18 protein-coding genes, 1 other RNA gene and 1 riboswitch are annotated in these 15,836 nt (G+C 66.4%); of the genes, 8 read left to right on the top strand and 11 right to left on the bottom strand.

What is annotated here, in order from left to right; all coding sequences use genetic code 11:
- Positions 1-3: 3 nt before the first annotated feature.
- From LGY53_RS22915 to LGY53_RS22895, 5 genes are all read right to left on the bottom strand, one after another.
- On the bottom strand, positions 4-531 hold the full coding sequence (locus LGY53_RS22915; RefSeq protein WP_225728742.1) for an NUDIX hydrolase: 528 nt from the start codon (positions 529-531) through the stop codon (positions 4-6).
- A 70-nt stretch (positions 532-601) separates the two neighbouring features.
- A complete protein-coding gene (locus tag LGY53_RS22910) occupies positions 602-1,456 on the bottom strand; it encodes a TIGR03619 family F420-dependent LLM class oxidoreductase (RefSeq protein WP_225728741.1) in 855 nt (284 codons plus the stop codon).
- A gap of 5 nt (positions 1,457-1,461) precedes the next feature.
- Positions 1,462-1,857, bottom strand: coding sequence for a MerR family transcriptional regulator (locus tag LGY53_RS22905; protein ID WP_225728740.1), 396 nt, complete (start codon positions 1,855-1,857; stop codon positions 1,462-1,464).
- A gap of 49 nt (positions 1,858-1,906) precedes the next feature.
- Complete coding sequence (locus tag LGY53_RS22900) at positions 1,907-2,470, bottom strand: NUDIX hydrolase (protein ID WP_225728739.1); 564 nt, start codon at positions 2,468-2,470, stop codon at positions 1,907-1,909.
- A 40-nt stretch (positions 2,471-2,510) separates the two neighbouring features.
- On the bottom strand, positions 2,511-3,125 hold the full coding sequence (locus LGY53_RS22895; protein ID WP_225728738.1) for a TetR/AcrR family transcriptional regulator: 615 nt from the start codon (positions 3,123-3,125) through the stop codon (positions 2,511-2,513).
- Positions 3,126-3,242: 117 nt separating this feature from the next.
- Here LGY53_RS22895 and LGY53_RS22890 point away from each other — a divergent pair, with 117 nt between their 5' ends.
- The 3 genes from LGY53_RS22890 (at position 3,243) to LGY53_RS22880 (ending at position 7,507) form a co-directional block, all read left to right on the top strand.
- A complete protein-coding gene (locus tag LGY53_RS22890) occupies positions 3,243-4,484 on the top strand; it encodes a cytochrome P450 (RefSeq protein WP_225728737.1) in 1,242 nt (413 codons plus the stop codon).
- Positions 4,485-4,554: 70 nt separating this feature from the next.
- Positions 4,555-4,726: riboswitch (M-box (ykoK) riboswitch) on the top strand.
- Positions 4,727-4,946: 220 nt separating this feature from the next.
- Complete coding sequence (locus LGY53_RS22885) at positions 4,947-6,149, top strand: FAD-dependent monooxygenase (RefSeq protein WP_225728736.1); 1,203 nt, start codon at positions 4,947-4,949, stop codon at positions 6,147-6,149.
- A 608-nt stretch (positions 6,150-6,757) separates the two neighbouring features.
- Positions 6,758-7,507 (top strand): aminoglycoside adenylyltransferase domain-containing protein, encoded by a 750-nt coding sequence (locus tag LGY53_RS22880; RefSeq protein ID WP_225728735.1) that lies wholly within the window; start codon positions 6,758-6,760, stop codon positions 7,505-7,507.
- A gap of 15 nt (positions 7,508-7,522) precedes the next feature.
- Here the strand turns inward: LGY53_RS22880 and LGY53_RS22875 are convergent, their stop codons facing one another.
- From LGY53_RS22875 to LGY53_RS22865, 3 genes are all read right to left on the bottom strand, one after another.
- Positions 7,523-8,569 (bottom strand): hypothetical protein, encoded by a 1,047-nt coding sequence (locus LGY53_RS22875; protein WP_225728734.1) that lies wholly within the window; start codon positions 8,567-8,569, stop codon positions 7,523-7,525.
- 703 nt (positions 8,570-9,272) lie between these two features.
- Positions 9,273-9,557: a hypothetical protein gene (locus LGY53_RS22870; RefSeq protein WP_225728733.1), complete on the bottom strand. Its 285-nt coding sequence runs from the start codon at positions 9,555-9,557 to the stop codon at positions 9,273-9,275.
- 46 nt (positions 9,558-9,603) lie between these two features.
- Positions 9,604-10,308 carry a DUF4386 family protein gene (locus tag LGY53_RS22865; protein ID WP_225728732.1) on the bottom strand — a complete coding sequence of 235 codons (705 nt, stop codon included), beginning with the start codon at positions 10,306-10,308 and terminating at the stop codon, positions 9,604-9,606.
- A gap of 37 nt (positions 10,309-10,345) precedes the next feature.
- On the opposite strand from LGY53_RS22865, the gene LGY53_RS22860 reads away from it, so the two are divergent.
- Positions 10,346-10,966 carry a TetR/AcrR family transcriptional regulator gene (locus LGY53_RS22860; RefSeq protein ID WP_225728731.1) on the top strand — a complete coding sequence of 207 codons (621 nt, stop codon included), beginning with the start codon at positions 10,346-10,348 and terminating at the stop codon, positions 10,964-10,966.
- Positions 10,967-10,996: 30 nt separating this feature from the next.
- Here LGY53_RS22860 and LGY53_RS22855 read toward each other — a convergent pair whose 3' ends face one another.
- Both LGY53_RS22855 and LGY53_RS22850 read right to left on the bottom strand, forming a co-directional pair.
- Positions 10,997-11,515, bottom strand: coding sequence for a TrmH family RNA methyltransferase (locus LGY53_RS22855; protein WP_225728730.1), 519 nt, complete (start codon positions 11,513-11,515; stop codon positions 10,997-10,999).
- 151 nt (positions 11,516-11,666) lie between these two features.
- Positions 11,667-12,554 carry an alpha/beta hydrolase gene (locus LGY53_RS22850; RefSeq protein ID WP_225728729.1) on the bottom strand — a complete coding sequence of 296 codons (888 nt, stop codon included), beginning with the start codon at positions 12,552-12,554 and terminating at the stop codon, positions 11,667-11,669.
- A 36-nt stretch (positions 12,555-12,590) separates the two neighbouring features.
- Here LGY53_RS22850 and rnpB point away from each other — a divergent pair.
- From rnpB to LGY53_RS22835, 3 genes are all read left to right on the top strand, one after another.
- Positions 12,591-13,021, top strand: an RNA gene (rnpB, locus tag LGY53_RS22845) — RNase P RNA component class A.
- Between the two features lie 70 nt (positions 13,022-13,091).
- A complete protein-coding gene (locus LGY53_RS22840) occupies positions 13,092-13,565 on the top strand; it encodes a GNAT family N-acetyltransferase (RefSeq protein ID WP_225728728.1) in 474 nt (157 codons plus the stop codon).
- 81 nt (positions 13,566-13,646) lie between these two features.
- Positions 13,647-14,495 (top strand): slipin family protein, encoded by an 849-nt coding sequence (locus tag LGY53_RS22835; RefSeq protein ID WP_225728727.1) that lies wholly within the window; start codon positions 13,647-13,649, stop codon positions 14,493-14,495.
- Positions 14,496-14,674: 179 nt separating this feature from the next.
- Here the strand turns inward: LGY53_RS22835 and LGY53_RS22830 are convergent, their stop codons facing one another.
- Positions 14,675-15,061, bottom strand: a complete 387-nt coding sequence (locus LGY53_RS22830; protein WP_225728726.1) for a hypothetical protein — start codon at positions 15,059-15,061, stop codon at positions 14,675-14,677.
- A gap of 437 nt (positions 15,062-15,498) precedes the next feature.
- Between LGY53_RS22830 and LGY53_RS22825 the strand changes: the two genes are divergently transcribed.
- Positions 15,499-15,831, top strand: a complete 333-nt coding sequence (locus LGY53_RS22825) for a hypothetical protein (RefSeq protein WP_167473734.1) — start codon at positions 15,499-15,501, stop codon at positions 15,829-15,831.
- Positions 15,832-15,836 lie beyond the last annotated feature (5 nt).

The raw sequence follows: 15,836 nt of genomic DNA, 5'->3' as shown, positions 1-15,836 counted from the left end.
GGCTCAGTCGTTGCGGCGTTCGTGCAGCAGCAGGAGGGTGTAGGCGGCGACGGTGTGCGAGTCGGTGATCTCGCCGTCGGTCAGCATCGCCTCGACGGTCTCCCGTGGGAACCAGGCCGAGCGCATGTCCTGTTCGGAGTGTTCGCGTTCGGGTGCGCCGTCGGTGAGTTCGGTGGCCAGGTAGATCCAGCCGCGCTGGCTGCTCATACTCGGCGCGCTGTCCACCGTGCCCAGGTGGATGAGTCGCCCGGCGCGCAACCCCGTCTCCTCGCGCAATTCGGTGTGCGCCGCGGTGACCGGGTCGTCGGCGGGGCAGGAACCCGCCGGAAACTCCCAGCGCCGCAGCCCGAGCGGATATCTGAACTGTTCGACGAGATGAAACATGTTGTCCCGCAATGGGATGATCATGGCGAAGTCGGGGAGATCGACCACGCCGTATATCCCGGTCGAATCGTCGGCCCGGCGCACCACATCCTCGCGCACCGAAATCCACGGATTCGTGTACATCGTCTGCGATCCCAGCGTCTCCATGGCTCGATACTGCCGGAGATCGCGCCGGTCCGGCGACTCGAGTGGGATCCGCTGCTGACTCGGCGCGAGACTATTCAGCCGATAGCTCGAAACGTGCGGCGAATTCGGTCATTTCGTCGAATAGTTCGGTGAGGTCGTCCGCTGGTACCGGGATCACGATCCGGGTGACGCCCTGGGCGGCCAGACCTGCCACCCGTTCGGCAGGCATATCGAGCGAACCCCAGCGGGTGTATTCCAGTGCGGCCGGATCGCGCCCGGCGGCGGCCGCCTCGTGTCGCATCAGCTCCAGTTGGGTGGTCCGTTCGGCCGGGGCGGGCATGCCGCCCGCGAAATAACCGTCGCCGCGCCGCCCGGCCCGGCGGGCGGCGGCTCGACTGCCGCCGCCGATGTGAATCGGCAACCGGCCCAGCGGTTTCGGGAAGCTGCACAGGTTCTCGAAGTCGAAGAACTCGCCATGGAAGCTCACGCCGTCCGCGTCGCCGGACCACAGCAGCCGCAGCACATCGATGGCCTCGTCGGCGCGCCTGCCCCGGCTGCCGAAATCGATACCGGCCGCCCGCGCTTCGCCAGGCAGCGCGCCGACCCCGACGGTGAGCAGGCGCATGCGGCCCTTGGACAGCACGTCGATGGTCGCCAGCCGCTTCGCGAGTTCGACCGGGTTGCGGTGCGGCAGTAGGAGTACGCCCGTGCCGAGCAGGATTCGTTCGGTGGCCGCGGCGACGAAGCTCAGCGCGTCGAGCGGTTCCAGATAGGGGAGCTGGGCGGGTAATTCCACTGCGCCGAACATCGCTCCCGGATAGAGCGCGAGATGATCGGGCAGGTACAGCCCCTCGAATCCGCACCGCTCGGCGTGCCGTGCGACCGCGATGAGCCGGTCCGGATCCACGCCGTGGAACGGCGAACTATAGCTGATGGCGAAACGCATGTCGGTCAACGGAATTCGCATTTCGGTGCGGCGGTGCGCAGCCGGTCGAGCAGTTGTTCGCGCAGCGCGGCGAGCTGGCCCATCGTCGCGTCGACCTGATCCAGCTTGCGGCGCAGGGCCTCCCGCGAATCCGCGCATTCGGCGCTGATGTCGTCGCTATCCGGAGTCGCTTGTTCCGGCATCGCGGTCGCGCGCAGGCAGGCGACGAACGGCTGGATCTCGGCGAGATCGAATCCGGCGGCGAGCAGCGTCCGGATCTCGTGTACCACCGGTAGTTCCGTCTCGTCGTAGATCCGGTAACCGTTGGCCGAGCGGCGCGCCCGCACCAGACCGTGCTGTTCGTAATACCGCAGGGTGCGGGTGCTGGTGCCGACCCGCTCGGCCAGTTCGCCGATGAGCATGCGACCTCCTTCGATGCGTCGGCCGCAACGGTAAACGTTGTCACCGGCGTCAAGGCAAGATCGCGGCCTCCAGTTTGCCTAGGAAACGCCCGAAATGCGGATCGGATTCCGGGACGGCGAACCGGTCGATATCCCACCACCTGCCGTCGTCGAATTCTCTTGGATCCAGCCGATATTCGCGGGTGCGGTCGCCGCGGACGACGTACCAGAGGCTCACGTCCTCGTGCCCGGCGTCGATTCCGACCGTGGTGGTGATCGTCAGGAACAGCGGTGCGGTGCCGACGACGCCGAAGTCGGGCTCGATGCCCAACTCCTCCAGCGTCTCCCGGCGGGCCGCCGCGAGCGGATGTTCACCGGGCTCGACATGGCCGCCGGTCGGCAGCCACAGCCCGGCCAGTCGGTGCAGGCCGAGCAGGACTGCCCGGCCGTCCGGGTCGACGAGCACCGCGTAGGTGACCAGATGTCGCGGCGGAGTCGCGGGTTTCGCGCGGCGGAAGACATCATCGGTCGCATCCAGCCAGCGCAGCGTTCGGGCGATGTGTTCGCATTCGAGCGCGTCGAACGGTTCGATCCCACACACGATTTCGGCGATGGCTGCGGTGGCAGGATGCATGGCGGGACTGTAACGCCGCCCACCGACAGGAATCTCGAGGTCAGCGCCGGTCGAAGTGGGTGCGCACCAGGTCGGTGTAGTAGGCGATGACACGCTCGGGCGGGAACTCGCCGGGTTCGGCGAGAGTGAGGCGTCCGGCGTTCCAGACGAGCGCGTCGATGGCGCGGGCGGTCATCGCGACGTCGAGGTCGGCGGTCGAGGCGCGGACGAAATCCTCCAACGCGGTGACGAGTTCGCGTCGCCAATGCTCCATCCGGCGGCGGAAGTACGGTGTCGCGCTGTCCACCAGTACGAAGGCGGCTCGCCAGCGGTCCGGGGCCTCGGTGACCGCGCGCAGGAATCCCGCCAGGTAGCGCAGTGCGTCGGCGGCCGGGTCGCCGGTCGGGCGCAGCGGCACGATATCGGAAAGTTGTCGGCGGGCAAGTTGTTCCTCCCGCTCGAGCGAGCTGCGCAGTAGGTCGTCGGTGTCGGCGAACTGGCTGTACACCACCGGCCGGGTGACACCGGCCGAGCGCGCCACCGCATCCATCGAGACCTTGTGGATGCCCTGTTCGACGATGATCCGCAGCGCCGCGTCGAGTAGTTGGGCGCGCCGCTGCTCGGGGGCCATGCGCGGCGCGTAGGTGCGATTGCGCCGGGTCGCCGGTTCGGTCATCGCTGGTTCTCTGTTCTGTGTGGAAGGTCTTCTCGGGGCTCTTGACAGCGGGTGGCCCATTCCAGGATGCTACAAGGACTGTAGCTACAGTATATGTAGCATTTCTGGAGGATCGTGATGACCACGACGGACGAGCCGATCGGCATCGCCGACTACCTGAGCCTCATCGACCCGGCCAACCGGCCCGATCCGTACCCGCTGCTCGCGCGGATGCGTGCGGCCGGACCGTTCCGGCTCGGTTCCGCGCCCGTCGTCGTCTTTCCGGGGTACGCGGACTGCGCGACGGTGCTGCGGCATCCGGATGCCCGCGTCGACCGCAGGCTCAGCGCCTTCGAACTGTCGCAGTTCCCGGACCCCCGCACCGGCGACGACGAACGCGGACCCGCCTTCCTGTTCCGCGATCCGCCCGACCACACCCGGCTGCGGCGGCTGGTCGCGAAGGCGTTCACCCCGCGCGTCGTGCAGACCATGGAACCGAGGATCACGGCGCTGGTGGACGGCATACTCGATCGGGTCTCCGGAACCGAATTCGACGTCGTCGCCGAGCTGGCCTATCCGCTGCCGGTCACCGTCATCTGCGAATTGCTCGGTGTCCCATTGGAAGACGAGGCGCGGCTGGGTCGCTGGTCGGCGCTCATGTCGCGCAAACTGGATCCGGCATCGCGCTCCACCGCCGAATTCGCCGCCGATCCCGCGGCCGTCGACCAGGCGAGCGACGAATTGTACGAATATTTCGAGGAATTGACGGTTCGCAGGCGCGCGGACCCCGGGCCGGACCTGCTGTCCGAACTCATCGCCGCCGAGGAGGCCGGCGACAAGCTCAGCCACGACGAATTGATAAGCACCTGTGGGCTTTTGCTCATCGCCGGGCACGAGACGACGGTCAACCTGATCGGCAACGCGGTGCTCGCGCTGCTGCGCAACCCCGAACAACTCGCCGCGTTGCGCGCCGACCCGGCTCTCGCCGCCGCCGTGGTGGAGGAGACGCTGCGCTACGACCCGCCGGTACAGCTCGCCCCGCGAATCGCCGCGGCGGACCTGCGGATCGGCGATTTCCCGGTGCGCCGCGGCGAGGTCATGATCATGCTGCTCGCCGCCGCACAGCGCGATCCGCGACTGAATCCGGACCCGGACCATTTCGACCCACGGCGCGACATCCGGCATCTGGCCTTCGGTGCGGGGGCACACTTCTGCCTCGGGGCGCCGCTCGCGCGATTGGAGGCGCGAGTCGCGTTGACGCGCTTCGCATTACGGGTTCGCCAACCACGCCTGCTGCTGGACCCGCCGCCCTACCGCGACCACGTCACCCTGCGCGGTCCGGCCGCGCTGCCCGTCGGTTTCGCGGAGATCGCACCCTGAGCGCGAAAACTCCTTCGCGACAGTAAGAATCGCTTGACTTCACCGGCGAGCGCGGGTCAGTATTTTCAGGTCAGCACCTCGCTAGGCGAGGCTCCTGTACGAACACAGGCCACTGATCCGACGACGTCGAGAGACGCCCAGGGTCAGGACAGATCTCCCCGGATTAAGGGGTTATCCGAAGTGGCTTCCCCGGCAACGGGATACGTCGTGCAGTGCCGAAGCTCTGACGAGAGGGGTGCCAGCCCGTCTTCGGGTTCCCCTTTGTGCCTTCATGGTGATTGCCGCGGCGAGGAGGTGGGGGACGACATGATGTCCGGCGATAGTCCGTATCCCAGTCCGGTTCCGACATATACATTCCCAGCTCGCTGCGACACTCCGATCGCCTGACGAACGTTGGCGCGGTATCTCTTGCCGTGCCTGGAAACTGTTGCAGTGAACGGGTTTTCGCAAAGGAAGTGCAATATGCAAATCCTCGTCTCCCGCGCCAGCATCGCCGGACCCGTCCTGTCCTACTGGCTCACCCGGTACGGATTCACCGTAACCGTCGTCGAAAAGGCGCAGACACTGCGCAAAACCGGTGGCCACGCGGTCGACCTGTTCCGGCCGTCCGTGCAGATCTCCGAACAAATGGGTGTGCTGCCGCGAATCATGGAGCGCGCCACCGGAACCGACTACCTCACCGTGCACACGGGCAGCCGCCGGGTGCGCTTGGACCAGGCCAAGCTCGCCCGGGTCGCCTCCGATCGGCACGTGGAGATCATGCGCGACGATCTCAGCGAAATCTATTACGACGCAACACGAAACGATGTGGAGTATCGGTTCGGCGATTTCATCACCGCGATCACCGCGGACGGCCGCGTCAGCTTCGAGCACAGCGAACCGCGGGAATTCGATCTCGTGGTCGGCGCGGACGGGCTGCGCTCGAATGTCCGGCGGCTGGTCTTCGGGCAGGTGCCGGAACGGTTTCTGGGCGGCTACCTCGCGGTGGCCTCGGCGCCACGCGAACTCGCGGTGCCCGGCGAGTTCGAGGCGCGGTTGGCGGTCGGCCGGGTCGCGGGGATCTACACCGCCCAATGCCTGACCGACTCCCGGATCATCTTCCTGTTCCGGCCGGAACGGGAGCTCGATTACGACCACCGCGATATCGATCAGCAGAAGCGGTTGGTGCGCAAGGCATTCGCCGGTTCGGCGCCCGAGGTCGACCGGTGGCTCGCGGTGCTCGACGATACGCCCGCCTTCTATTTCGACTCGATCACCCAGCTTCGGCTCGACCGCTGGTCCCGGGACCGGGTCACGCTGGTCGGCGATGCCGCCTACTGTCCCGGTCCGGTGGTCGGCGGCAGCACCAGCCTGGCGATCGTCGGCGCCTACACCTTGGCCGGGGAACTCGCCGCGGCCGGTGGCGACCACACCGTCGCGCTGCCCGTCTACGAGGCGGTGATGGCGGAATCTGTCCGGCGTAGCCGGATATTCGCCGCGCGGGCGGCCGCGACGATCGTGCCCACCTCCCGCCTCGGCATGTGGGCATTCATCCAAGCCGGACGACTGGTCACGGCCCTGCCCACCGGGTTGGCTCGCGCCGCAACGCAACTCGGCGCCCGCGGCCTGCGGATTTACGACTCGATGCCGGTCAAGCATTACGACACTCCGCTGGCGTCGGTCTAGGGACTGGATCTCTGGGTACGCGAGAACTGACCGGCGGGAAATGGTCAGGAGGTGATGATTGTGATGTCACCGATGTTTATGCAGTTGATGGACATGTTGCGCGACTGGTGGAACATGATGTTCCCCGATATGCCCATGTAGTGACACCGATCGATCGGCCGGACAGCGCAGCCTCGGCACAGCGCTGTCCGGTTGATTGATGCTCACATGCCGTCAGCGCTTCGAACCCGCCGTCCGTTGCTCAGAAGCCGCAGCGGGAGTTGACCGCGTCCCTCGCGCCTTTGGATTCTTGCCTGTGCAGGATGTTCACGACCTGGTCGTCGGGGGCCGAGGCCGCGCGATTCAGTTGTGCCACATCCGCTTTGAGCGTCCATTCGGATTATTTCCGAACGACAACATAGGCAGATATGATCCGTCATCACCTAATTCTGTTCCCAGGCCTGGGAATTGGGTCGATCCGGTGAGATATCGACACCGCGAACGGTAACGGATCTTCGGGTGATATGTGCGGTGCGAAATGAGCCGGTGATATATCGACTACCGAGCGGCAACGAGTCCTCGGGTGACATACGCGCCGTGCGAAATGAGCCGGTGTCTAGAGTTGCGGCATGGATGCCGCCTCGGACCGTTACGCCGGTGATGTCGCATCCGCGATGGCGACGGTGTTCGGTTCGCGCCTGGTGGGCGTCTATCTGCACGGCTCCGCGGTGCTCGGCGGCTTCGACGCGCGGCGCAGCGATATCGATGTCCTTGTCGTGTGCGCGAATTCGCTAACGGTGGCCGAGCGATCGGCCGTCGCCGCCGGGTTGAACGAGGAACGCCTGCCCTGTCCGGCGCACGGACTGGAATTGAGCGTCGTCACACTTCCGGTCACCCGGAATCCGACAGCTCGGCCGCGATTCGAGCTGCATGTGACGACGGCACCCGATGACAGCAAAGTAGTCGACGGCCATGAACATGCGGGAGATCCGGATCTGGTACTGCATTTCGCCGTATGCCAACAGGCTGGACGCCTCGCCGGATCAGGTGGGCCTGCGAGCGAGGTGTTCGCTCCGGTCGCCGCCGAACTGGTCCTCGCCCAGCTGGCGCGTGAGCTGCATTGGGCCGCCGAGCACGCCGCAGGCGAGTACGCGGTGTTGAATGCCTGCCGCGCTTGGCGATTCGCGGTGGACAGCACATTCGTATCCAAAATCGATGGCGGTCGGTGGGCAATGGATCGTGTGCCCCAGCCGGACCGCGAGCTGATCCGCACCGCGCTGAACCGTCAGCGCTGCCTACCCGCCGCCGAGCTGAGCCCCAGCGCTGTAGGGCAATTCGTGCATCGGATACTCGCCCGGGTCACCAGCGCATCGGCGTAGCGTCGGCGTGCGGACTTATTGCATCAGTTGGACCCGCGGGTGGTCGGACGAGGCCGGGCAAACGCTGATGATCTGGTTGTATCCGCGTGCGATGACAATCTTGGTCGGGTAACCCGGTCCGTCTGGATAGCCGATGCCCACTGCGGTGTCGCGATCCTCGTAAGGGATCCAGCTGTGCTGACTCGAATCCCATTCGGAGGTAGCGATGGTCAGCAGCGGCCGGGTGGGCGTGCCGCAGGTGGGACATGGCTGTGGGTACGGGTCGGTGGTGCCCCAGCCGATCCAGCCGCCCACCTTCCATCCCGGTGCCACCGCCAGATTCGAGTTGTACAGTTCTTCGATCACGCCGTCGGCGATGTCATCCGCTTCGACGCCTAGGCGGGCAGCGTGTTGTGTGAGCTGTTTCAGCTGTTCACGTAGGTCGTCGTCGAGTTCCAGCGAGCGGGGGTATTCGATCACCTGCTCCGGCGCGATCGTGCACGGTTCAGGCAGATAGTCCCCGGTCTGGATTACCGCCGGTTGTGGGGGATCGGTGCGGAGGTCGGTGACCTCGGCCGCGGACCGCCAGAACAGTGCGGTCTTGGGCATGTATTCGTCGTCTTCGGGGTGGTCGAACGGGCACCACAGCACCTGCAGCAGGTCCGCACCCGCGGGCGCGGGTAAATTGGGCACGTCACGCGCGTACAGCTGCGCGACCGGCAGCATCGCTATCGAACCGGGATACGGTCGGGGGACAGGTGATCGATCCTGCCACCGGGGATGAATGCGGTCGTAGGCCTCCCGCACCTGCGGAGTCATAGTTCCGCCGGATCGTGCGGCATCTCGTATCAGTCTCACGTCCGCCAGGGGTGCGGGCGAACCCAGTGCGTTCAAGTCGTGGGGGCCGTCGCAGTGCGGCCACGGCTCGGCCGCCGGCCACAGCAGCGGCCCGCCGACCGAACTGTCCTGCGGCGAGGGGTTTCCGGGGCGCGGGTGCAGGCGGGTCGCGGTGCGAGCGAACGGTGCCAGCGCGGGGAGTACGGCCGCAACGTCGACCGGCCGGGGCGGGGTGGTGTAAGCCATGGAACCTCCAGTGGGCAGCGATGTTCGATCTCTCGTGACAGCGATGCCCTGTGCCGCAGTCGATCTCTAAGCGCGACAACGACTGCGGTACAGGTGAATTCGCCATTGTCACCGAACTTACGGGGATAGACCGGCGGTGCGCGTGGTCGCATGCCGCCCGCAGTGAGAAGCCGGATATGGCGTTCGACGTCCGCGCCTTCGGCCTGGCTACCGGTTGACCGGGCTGCAAAAGGCGGGGGTTTTATGAAATCGGATCTGCCGGTGCGGGGTTCGAGCTTCCCTCTGTGGCTGGGCGCCCGGTATCGGCGCTGGGATGGGCGCTGACCGAATGGCGCGGTGCGCAGGCTGGACCAAATCCATCGGTGGCTATCGGTTTTCGGCGATTTGCCGAAGTGCTCATACATGGTGGTTGCTGCTGCGGTGCATCATCGCCGGTGCGGTACGGGATCGGCGTCAATTCAGGGTGTGGCTCGCGAATCCAACTTGGGAGCAACTGATTACGACGATGACCGGCACGGGACCGTATCACTGCGACGGCTTCGGGGGGCGCAGTGCTGCGGCCAAGCCGAATAACGGTGCAGAGGCCATCGCAGCAGCCGAAACGCTAACGGCGCGAATCTGGATGCGGGCTGGAACCCGATGAATCGAAAAATCCCGCACGCTGCCGCGAAAGCCTGCTGCGCGACCCGGTTTCGAAATCCGCTCAGTCGAAAACGACCGGACGTAAGCGTCCCGTGTATGTCGCGGCCCGGTTGAGCGCGTCGCCAGCCGCGTCGAGTTCGAGCAGCGCCTCCTCGAACACCTCACGTGCCCCCGCGATGCAGTAACCGGGGGTGGTGAGCGCGCCGATCCCGTCGGTATCGATCAGCAGACCCGAGGCGGGCAGCTCACCATAGTCGTCGGCCAAATCCGCCAGCTCACCGCGCAATTCACGCAGCCGCGCCAGCAACTGTTCTCGGCGCCCTTCCAGGGCAAGTGGATCGATCATCGCGGACTCCCGAAAATGTCGTTTGTCCGCAATCTACGCCCACGGCTCAGGATGCGACCGCAAGCCGGTTGGCGCGCAACCGGATCAGCGTGATGCCGTAGACAACCAGCCACACCGTCCAAATGAGCCACCCGACCAGTCCGACCAGCGCGAGCGGACTCGGCCGGTCGAGCATCAACGGGGTGAGCAGCGTCCAGGTGAATTGCAGTGCGGCGGCGATGAATCCGAGTGCCGCATGCCACGGTTGGATGAGCCGGGCGCGCAGGCCGCCCATCGAAAGTCCGATCATGGCCGTCGCGAGGAAGGTGCCGTTGAGGTTGAACACGGCATTGTGCAGCGCGAACAGACCGGCCGCCGTAGCCGAGGTGTGTTCGGGAATCGTGGTGAGCGCCAGGCGCAGCGCGCTCACCACCGTGAAGGTCGCGGTTTGCAGGATCAGGCCCGCGAGGCCGACCAGCGACCAGGCGGAGATGTCGGCGCGCTCGAACTCGCGCAGTGCCGCGAACGCACCCGCGCCGAAGGTGACGACGGCGAAGAACGCGACCGGTGTCGCCGCGAGTGCCCATCGGACGACCTCGCCGTTGTCGTCGAAAAACCTTGTCGTATCGGCGATACCGGTGCGGCCCTCGGGCAGCCCGGCGGGGAAGAGGATGAGGTTTATGCCGATGATGGCGGCGGCGAAGACGATCGCTCCGATGCCGCCGATTCGAGTGAAGGGCCAGGTCGGCCCGCCAAGAGCTTTACTAACCATGTATTCAATATAATAGGTGTAAACTGAAAGGGGAACGATGAAGGAGCGGCGGCGCTACGACTCGATACGTCGCGCGGCGCAGGCGCAGCAGACCAGCGCGGCGATCGCCGATGCCGCGCGCGAGTTGTTCGTCACGCGCGGCTGGGCGGCCACCACCATTCGCGAGGTAGCCACGGCGGCAGGCGTTTCCGTGCCGACCGTCTACGCCGCATACGGCAATAAGGCAGGGCTCGCCCGCGCACTGGTCGATGCGGCCGATCTGTCCGCGGACCTGGATCGGATGCTCGGCGAATTGGATTCCGCCGCAGGCGATCCTGCTAAACAGTTGGCCGCGATGGCCGGTTACGACCGCAGGCTTTACGAACGCTCCGGGGATGTGATTGTGCTGCTGCGCGAGGCCGGGCGCACCGAACCCGAACTGGCACACGCCTATCGGGAGGCACGCGACCGTGCCGACGACGCCCACCGTCAGGTGTTCGCCGCCTGGCCGAAAGGCACCCTGCGCCAGGGGCTGGACCTCGACACCGCCTTGGATATCTATGCCGCGCTGTGCAATATCGATATCTATCGCACGTTCATCGACGAACGCGGCTGGACGCCGCAACGGGTGCAGCGGTGGTGGGCCGCCGCACTGCCGAGGGAACTGCTTGCCGAATGACGCACCAAAGCCCATGCGGCCGAGGCGGATTCAGCAGAGACCGGCCAGCTTGTAGAGCACCAGCGAACCCGCCACCGCGACATTGAGGCTGTGGCCGGTGCCGACCATCGGGATCTCCACCGCGACGTCGAGCCTTTCGAGCCCCTCCGGCGGAATGCCGTCGGATTCGTGGCCGAGCAGCATGATCGTGCGGCGACGGGCCGGGGGCAGATCGGCCAGCCGGATGGACTCGTCGGTGAGTTCGACGCCGACCACGGCCGAACCGCCGTCGCGCTGACGATCCAGCCAGCGATCGACCCGGCCGTCGATCCAGTGCACGCATTGCCGGTGCCGCAGGGTGTTTCCGTGCGCGAGCGCATCCGGAATCCATGGCCGCCGCGGCACCGCGAGACAGGCGCCGACGGCATCGCAGGTGCGCAGCAGGGTGCCCAGGTTCACGCCGTGCTTGGGCCACAGCGGTGCGGCGATCAGATGATTCCAGCAGCCGTGCGCCCGCCTGCGGCGCTGCCGACGCAGCTCCGGACGCGTCCGGAGGCGCGCCGCGGTCATCGGCGGACGGGAAGACCCTTCCCGAAAGGCTGGGGGACAACGAGATTCATATACGGGGATGCTTCGCGGCGCATCGGGCCATCGACGAGGTCTGCCGACGAACAGGCCGGACCGGTGGTCCCAGGATACCCGGCGCGCCGCGAGCTCGATCTCACGGGCGCAGCACCGAGACCAGGAATTCGATCTGGTCGTAGACCGCCCGCTCGAAATGATCGTCGAAGTAGACGTCGAAATGTCCCACCGGATAACGCTTCACGATCGCGTGCTTGGTGCGTTCGGCCGCCCGCAGCGCCGATTTGGCCGGCGCGATCGAATCATGGTCGGCCACCGCGTACAGCACCGGCATCTTCAGCGCCTTCGCCCGGCGGCCCGGCGCGTCGAACAGCGCCGAAAACGCGATCCGCGCAGCGACTTTCGGCTCATACCTCGGGCTCTCCTCGGCCAGCCTGCCGTAACCCTCCGGCACATCCGACGCGCTCATCAGCGCCGCCGAACGTTTGCGCCCGGCCAGCCGGATGCGAACCGGCTTGCGCCGCAACGGCCCGATCAGCAGATCGGTGGCCGCGATCGTGGAAACCTTGGTCAGGCTGATCGGGCCCTTCGCCAGCGCCGATGCCCACCCGCTGGTGAACGGGACCTGCGCGACGACGGCGGCGATGTAGGCGTCGTCGGGCGCCACCGATAGCACGTGCCCCCCGCCGAACGAGGTGCCCCACAACGCGATTCGGGTCGCGTCGATACCGCGCAGGGTGCGCGCGTACGCGATGGCCGCATGCCAGTCCTCGCGCTGGCGCGCGATATGCACCAGCTGGCGCGGGGAACCCTGGCTGGCCCCGAAATGCCGGTAATCGAAGACCAGCACGGCCATACCGGCGGCGGCGAAGCGCCGTGCGTAACGATCCAAGCCCATTTCACGGTTGCCCCCGAGACCGTGCCCCATCACCACGAGTGGGCGGGGCTTGGGGACGCCGTCGGGTGGATACAGCCAAGCGGCGCACTGTTCGCCGCCCGACGGAAAACTGACCTCGACACGTTCCATGACGCCCGAGGGTAGCGGGTACCCTGTACCGGCGGACGAGTTGGCCGGGCGACCGCGGCGTTGGGAACGGGCACCTGTGTGCCGCCGCCCGCCGCCGAGGAAAGTCCGGACTCCACAGAGCAGGGCGGTTGCTAACGGCAACCCGGGGTGACCCGCGGGACAGTGCCACAGAAAACAGACCGCCCGCGGCGGCGGACCTCGCAAGAGGTGCGGCGTCGCGTGGTGAGGGTGAAACGGTGCGGTAAGAGCGCACCAGCGCCCCGGGTGACCGGGGCGGCTAGGTAAACCCCGCCCGGAGCAAGGTCGAAGGTCGCATCGCTCGCGGTGCGGCTGCGCAGGCGTTCGAGGGCTGCTCGCCCGAGCCTGCGGGTGGGCCGCTCGAGGCACCCGGCGACGGTGTGTCCAGATGGATGGTCGCCACCCGGCTCGGCCGGGGACAGGATCCGGCTTACAGGCCAACTCGTCCGCCTGTAGTTCGCATCACGGGGAAGCGGATCTTGTTGCCGAGATCCGGTGCAGCCGCGCACGATCGAAATCATGATCGTGCGCAGACTGGCCGTCGACGAATGGAAGATCACGCGGCAGATCCGGCTGGACGCCTTGCGGGGTTCGCCGCAGGGCACCTTCGCCACCACCTACGACATCGCGGCGGAGTGGACCGACGAACAGTGGCGCGACTGGCATCGCGGCCGTGAGCTCTTCGTCGCCGAACTCGACCGATCCCCGGTCGGCTGTGCCGGATTGCTCATTCAGGAGGGCCTGCCGGTGCTGGTCTCGATGTGGGTGAATCCGGTGGCCCGCGGCACCGGCGCATCCGACCACCTCATCGACGCGGTGATCGCCCGCGCCCGCGAAACCGGCCACCGGGAACTGCGCCTCTGGGTGCTGAAGGACAACCGCCACGCCGAAAAACTCTACGAGCGAAAGGGTTTCGTATTCACCGGCCGCGATCAGCCATCCAGGATGAACAATCCGCGCCGCGAACGGGAGATGATCATCGGCGTGGCGTGAATCCCCTCCCGGCCGCGAAGATCGGTGCCACGGGCCGCGTCTCGGTGCAATCATGAATTACAGCGAGATGGAAGTGACGCCATGGATATTCTGGAGTTTCTGGCGAGCATCGTGGGGATTGCCGTGGTTGGCGGCGGGATCGCGACGGCGGCGAGTGCGCGGGTGGTCGCACAGTACGAGAAGGGGTTGATTTTCCGGTTCGGGCGGGTGGTCGCGACGCGGGATCCCGGGCTGCGGTTGCTGATTCCGTTCGTGGACAAAATGCGGAAGGTGTCGACGCGGATCGTCACCATGCCGGTTCCGGCGCAGGAGGGCATCACCCGGGACAACGTCACGGTACGGGTGGACGCGGTGGTGTATTTCCGGGTGATCGATCCGCAGCGCGCGGTGCTGGAGGTGGAGAACTATCTGTTCGCGGTCGGGCAGGTGGCGCAGACCTCGCTGCGCTCGATCATCGGCAAGAGCGACCTGGACGACCTGCTGTCCAACCGTGAGGAACTGAACAAGGGCCTGGAGATCATGATCGACAGCCCGGCCCTGGCCTGGGGCGTGCACATCGACCGGGTGGAGATCAAGGATGTGGCGCTGCCGGACACGATGAAGCGCTCGATGTCACGGCAGGCCGAGGCGGAGCGGGAGCGGCGCGCCCGGGTGATCTCCGCCGAGGGTGAACTGCAGGCGTCGGACATGCTGTCGCGGGCCGCCGCGCAGATGGCGGAGACACCGGCGGCGCTGCAACTGCGTCTGCTGGAAACCGTGGTTCAGGTTGCGGCGGAAAAGAATTCGACGCTGGTGCTGCCGTTCCCGGTGGAGTTGCTTCGCTTCCTGGAACGCAACAGCCTGCCCGCGGCCGGCCCGAAAACCGAAGCGCCTCAGCCGAAATCCCCGGACGACACGCAGGCGACCGGCCCGACCGGAACACAGGCGTAACAGGGTCGGCGTATACCGATACGGGTGCGGCGCTCGCCGCACGTCGTATCGGCGACAACGTTAGGACCGGACCGATGTCGGTGCTGATTCCCGTGATCGCGATCGTATTGATGATCACGATCGGATATGTGCTGAAGTACCTGCCGCAGCGGCGGGAGATACCGCGCGATAACTGACGATCAGCCGCACATGAGCTTGGCCATCTGGTAGATGGCCTGCGACTCTTCGGGTGTGGGGTCGGCGCTGGGTGACTTGGCGCGCGCGCCGACGTTCTTCACCACTTCGGCCTCCGGCTTGCCCGCTTTAATGTCGGTGCAGGTATCCGTGAGCACACTCGCGATCTTGGTCTCGTCCTTGTCGACGATCAACTTCGGGAAAGCGTTCTTGAAGGCGACGACGAACGCGCCCGCCCTCATATTGTCGACTCCGGCCGGGGCGGCGGGCTTGGCCGAGGTGGTCGCCGCGGACGCGGGGGCGGAACTGGACGCCTTGTCGCTGCCGCAGCCGGTGAGCAGCAGAGCAAAGGCGGTGGCGCAGGCCGCGATTGCGGCGGTGGTTCGTATCACGGAGCGCGATGCTAGCGGGCCGGAACGAAAGTCGCCTCCCGTGAGGTTAACGGGAGGCGACCGGAACCGGGACGGTGAAAGCGCCGAGCTACAGAGGTCCGATGAGTAGAACCGATGCCCAGTAGGCGGCCTGATCGGCGCCGAGCACGGGGAGAAGGAAGTCGTAAAGGAACGAGGACATCTGCGTGGAACTCCCAATTCGTCGACGTACGGGAACACTTCGGAATGCGCGGGCCGCGAACGTATCCCGCGCCGTCCGGCCACACTAGCAACCGGCGCCCGCCCGTGTCCGGCGCGCCGGGCCGGCACCGTGATTCCCGGGTAACTGGCCTAGAACGTGAGCGACGTCATAAAGTATTCGCCGTTGGCAAGGCCCGTTGCCGGGCGGCAGCGGGCCACTCACATCTCGATCGCTCCGAAAGCAGGTCTCAACACATATGCGGGTAGTTCGCTCCTTGGTCGCCGGTGCGTTGATCGCCGGGGCCGCTTCGCTTTTCGGCATGCTGGGCGCCGGTTCCGCCGGTGCAGTCGCGGTTACTCCGCTACCGGGTGGGGTGCAGGTCGACCTCAGCCCGGCCGACACGGTTTGGGTGCACCAGACCCACTTCGGTCAGGTGATCGCGGGTCTGCCGCATCCGTCCGCCCCCTCGTTCGGGGCGGCTTTGGACGCGGCGGCCGATGTTTCGGCCTCGGTTCCCAACGGCCGGGTCACGTTCACCGTCTACGGTCCGTTCGATCAGTTGAACGGCACCATGCTGGCACTTCAGTAGTTCGG

The sequence above is a fragment of the Nocardia sp. JCM 34519.1 genome (assembly GCF_020361265.1).
Taxonomy (GTDB): Bacteria; Actinomycetota; Actinomycetes; order Mycobacteriales; family Mycobacteriaceae; genus Nocardia; species Nocardia arthritidis_A.
This window is presented reverse-complemented; position numbering and strand designations above follow the sequence as displayed.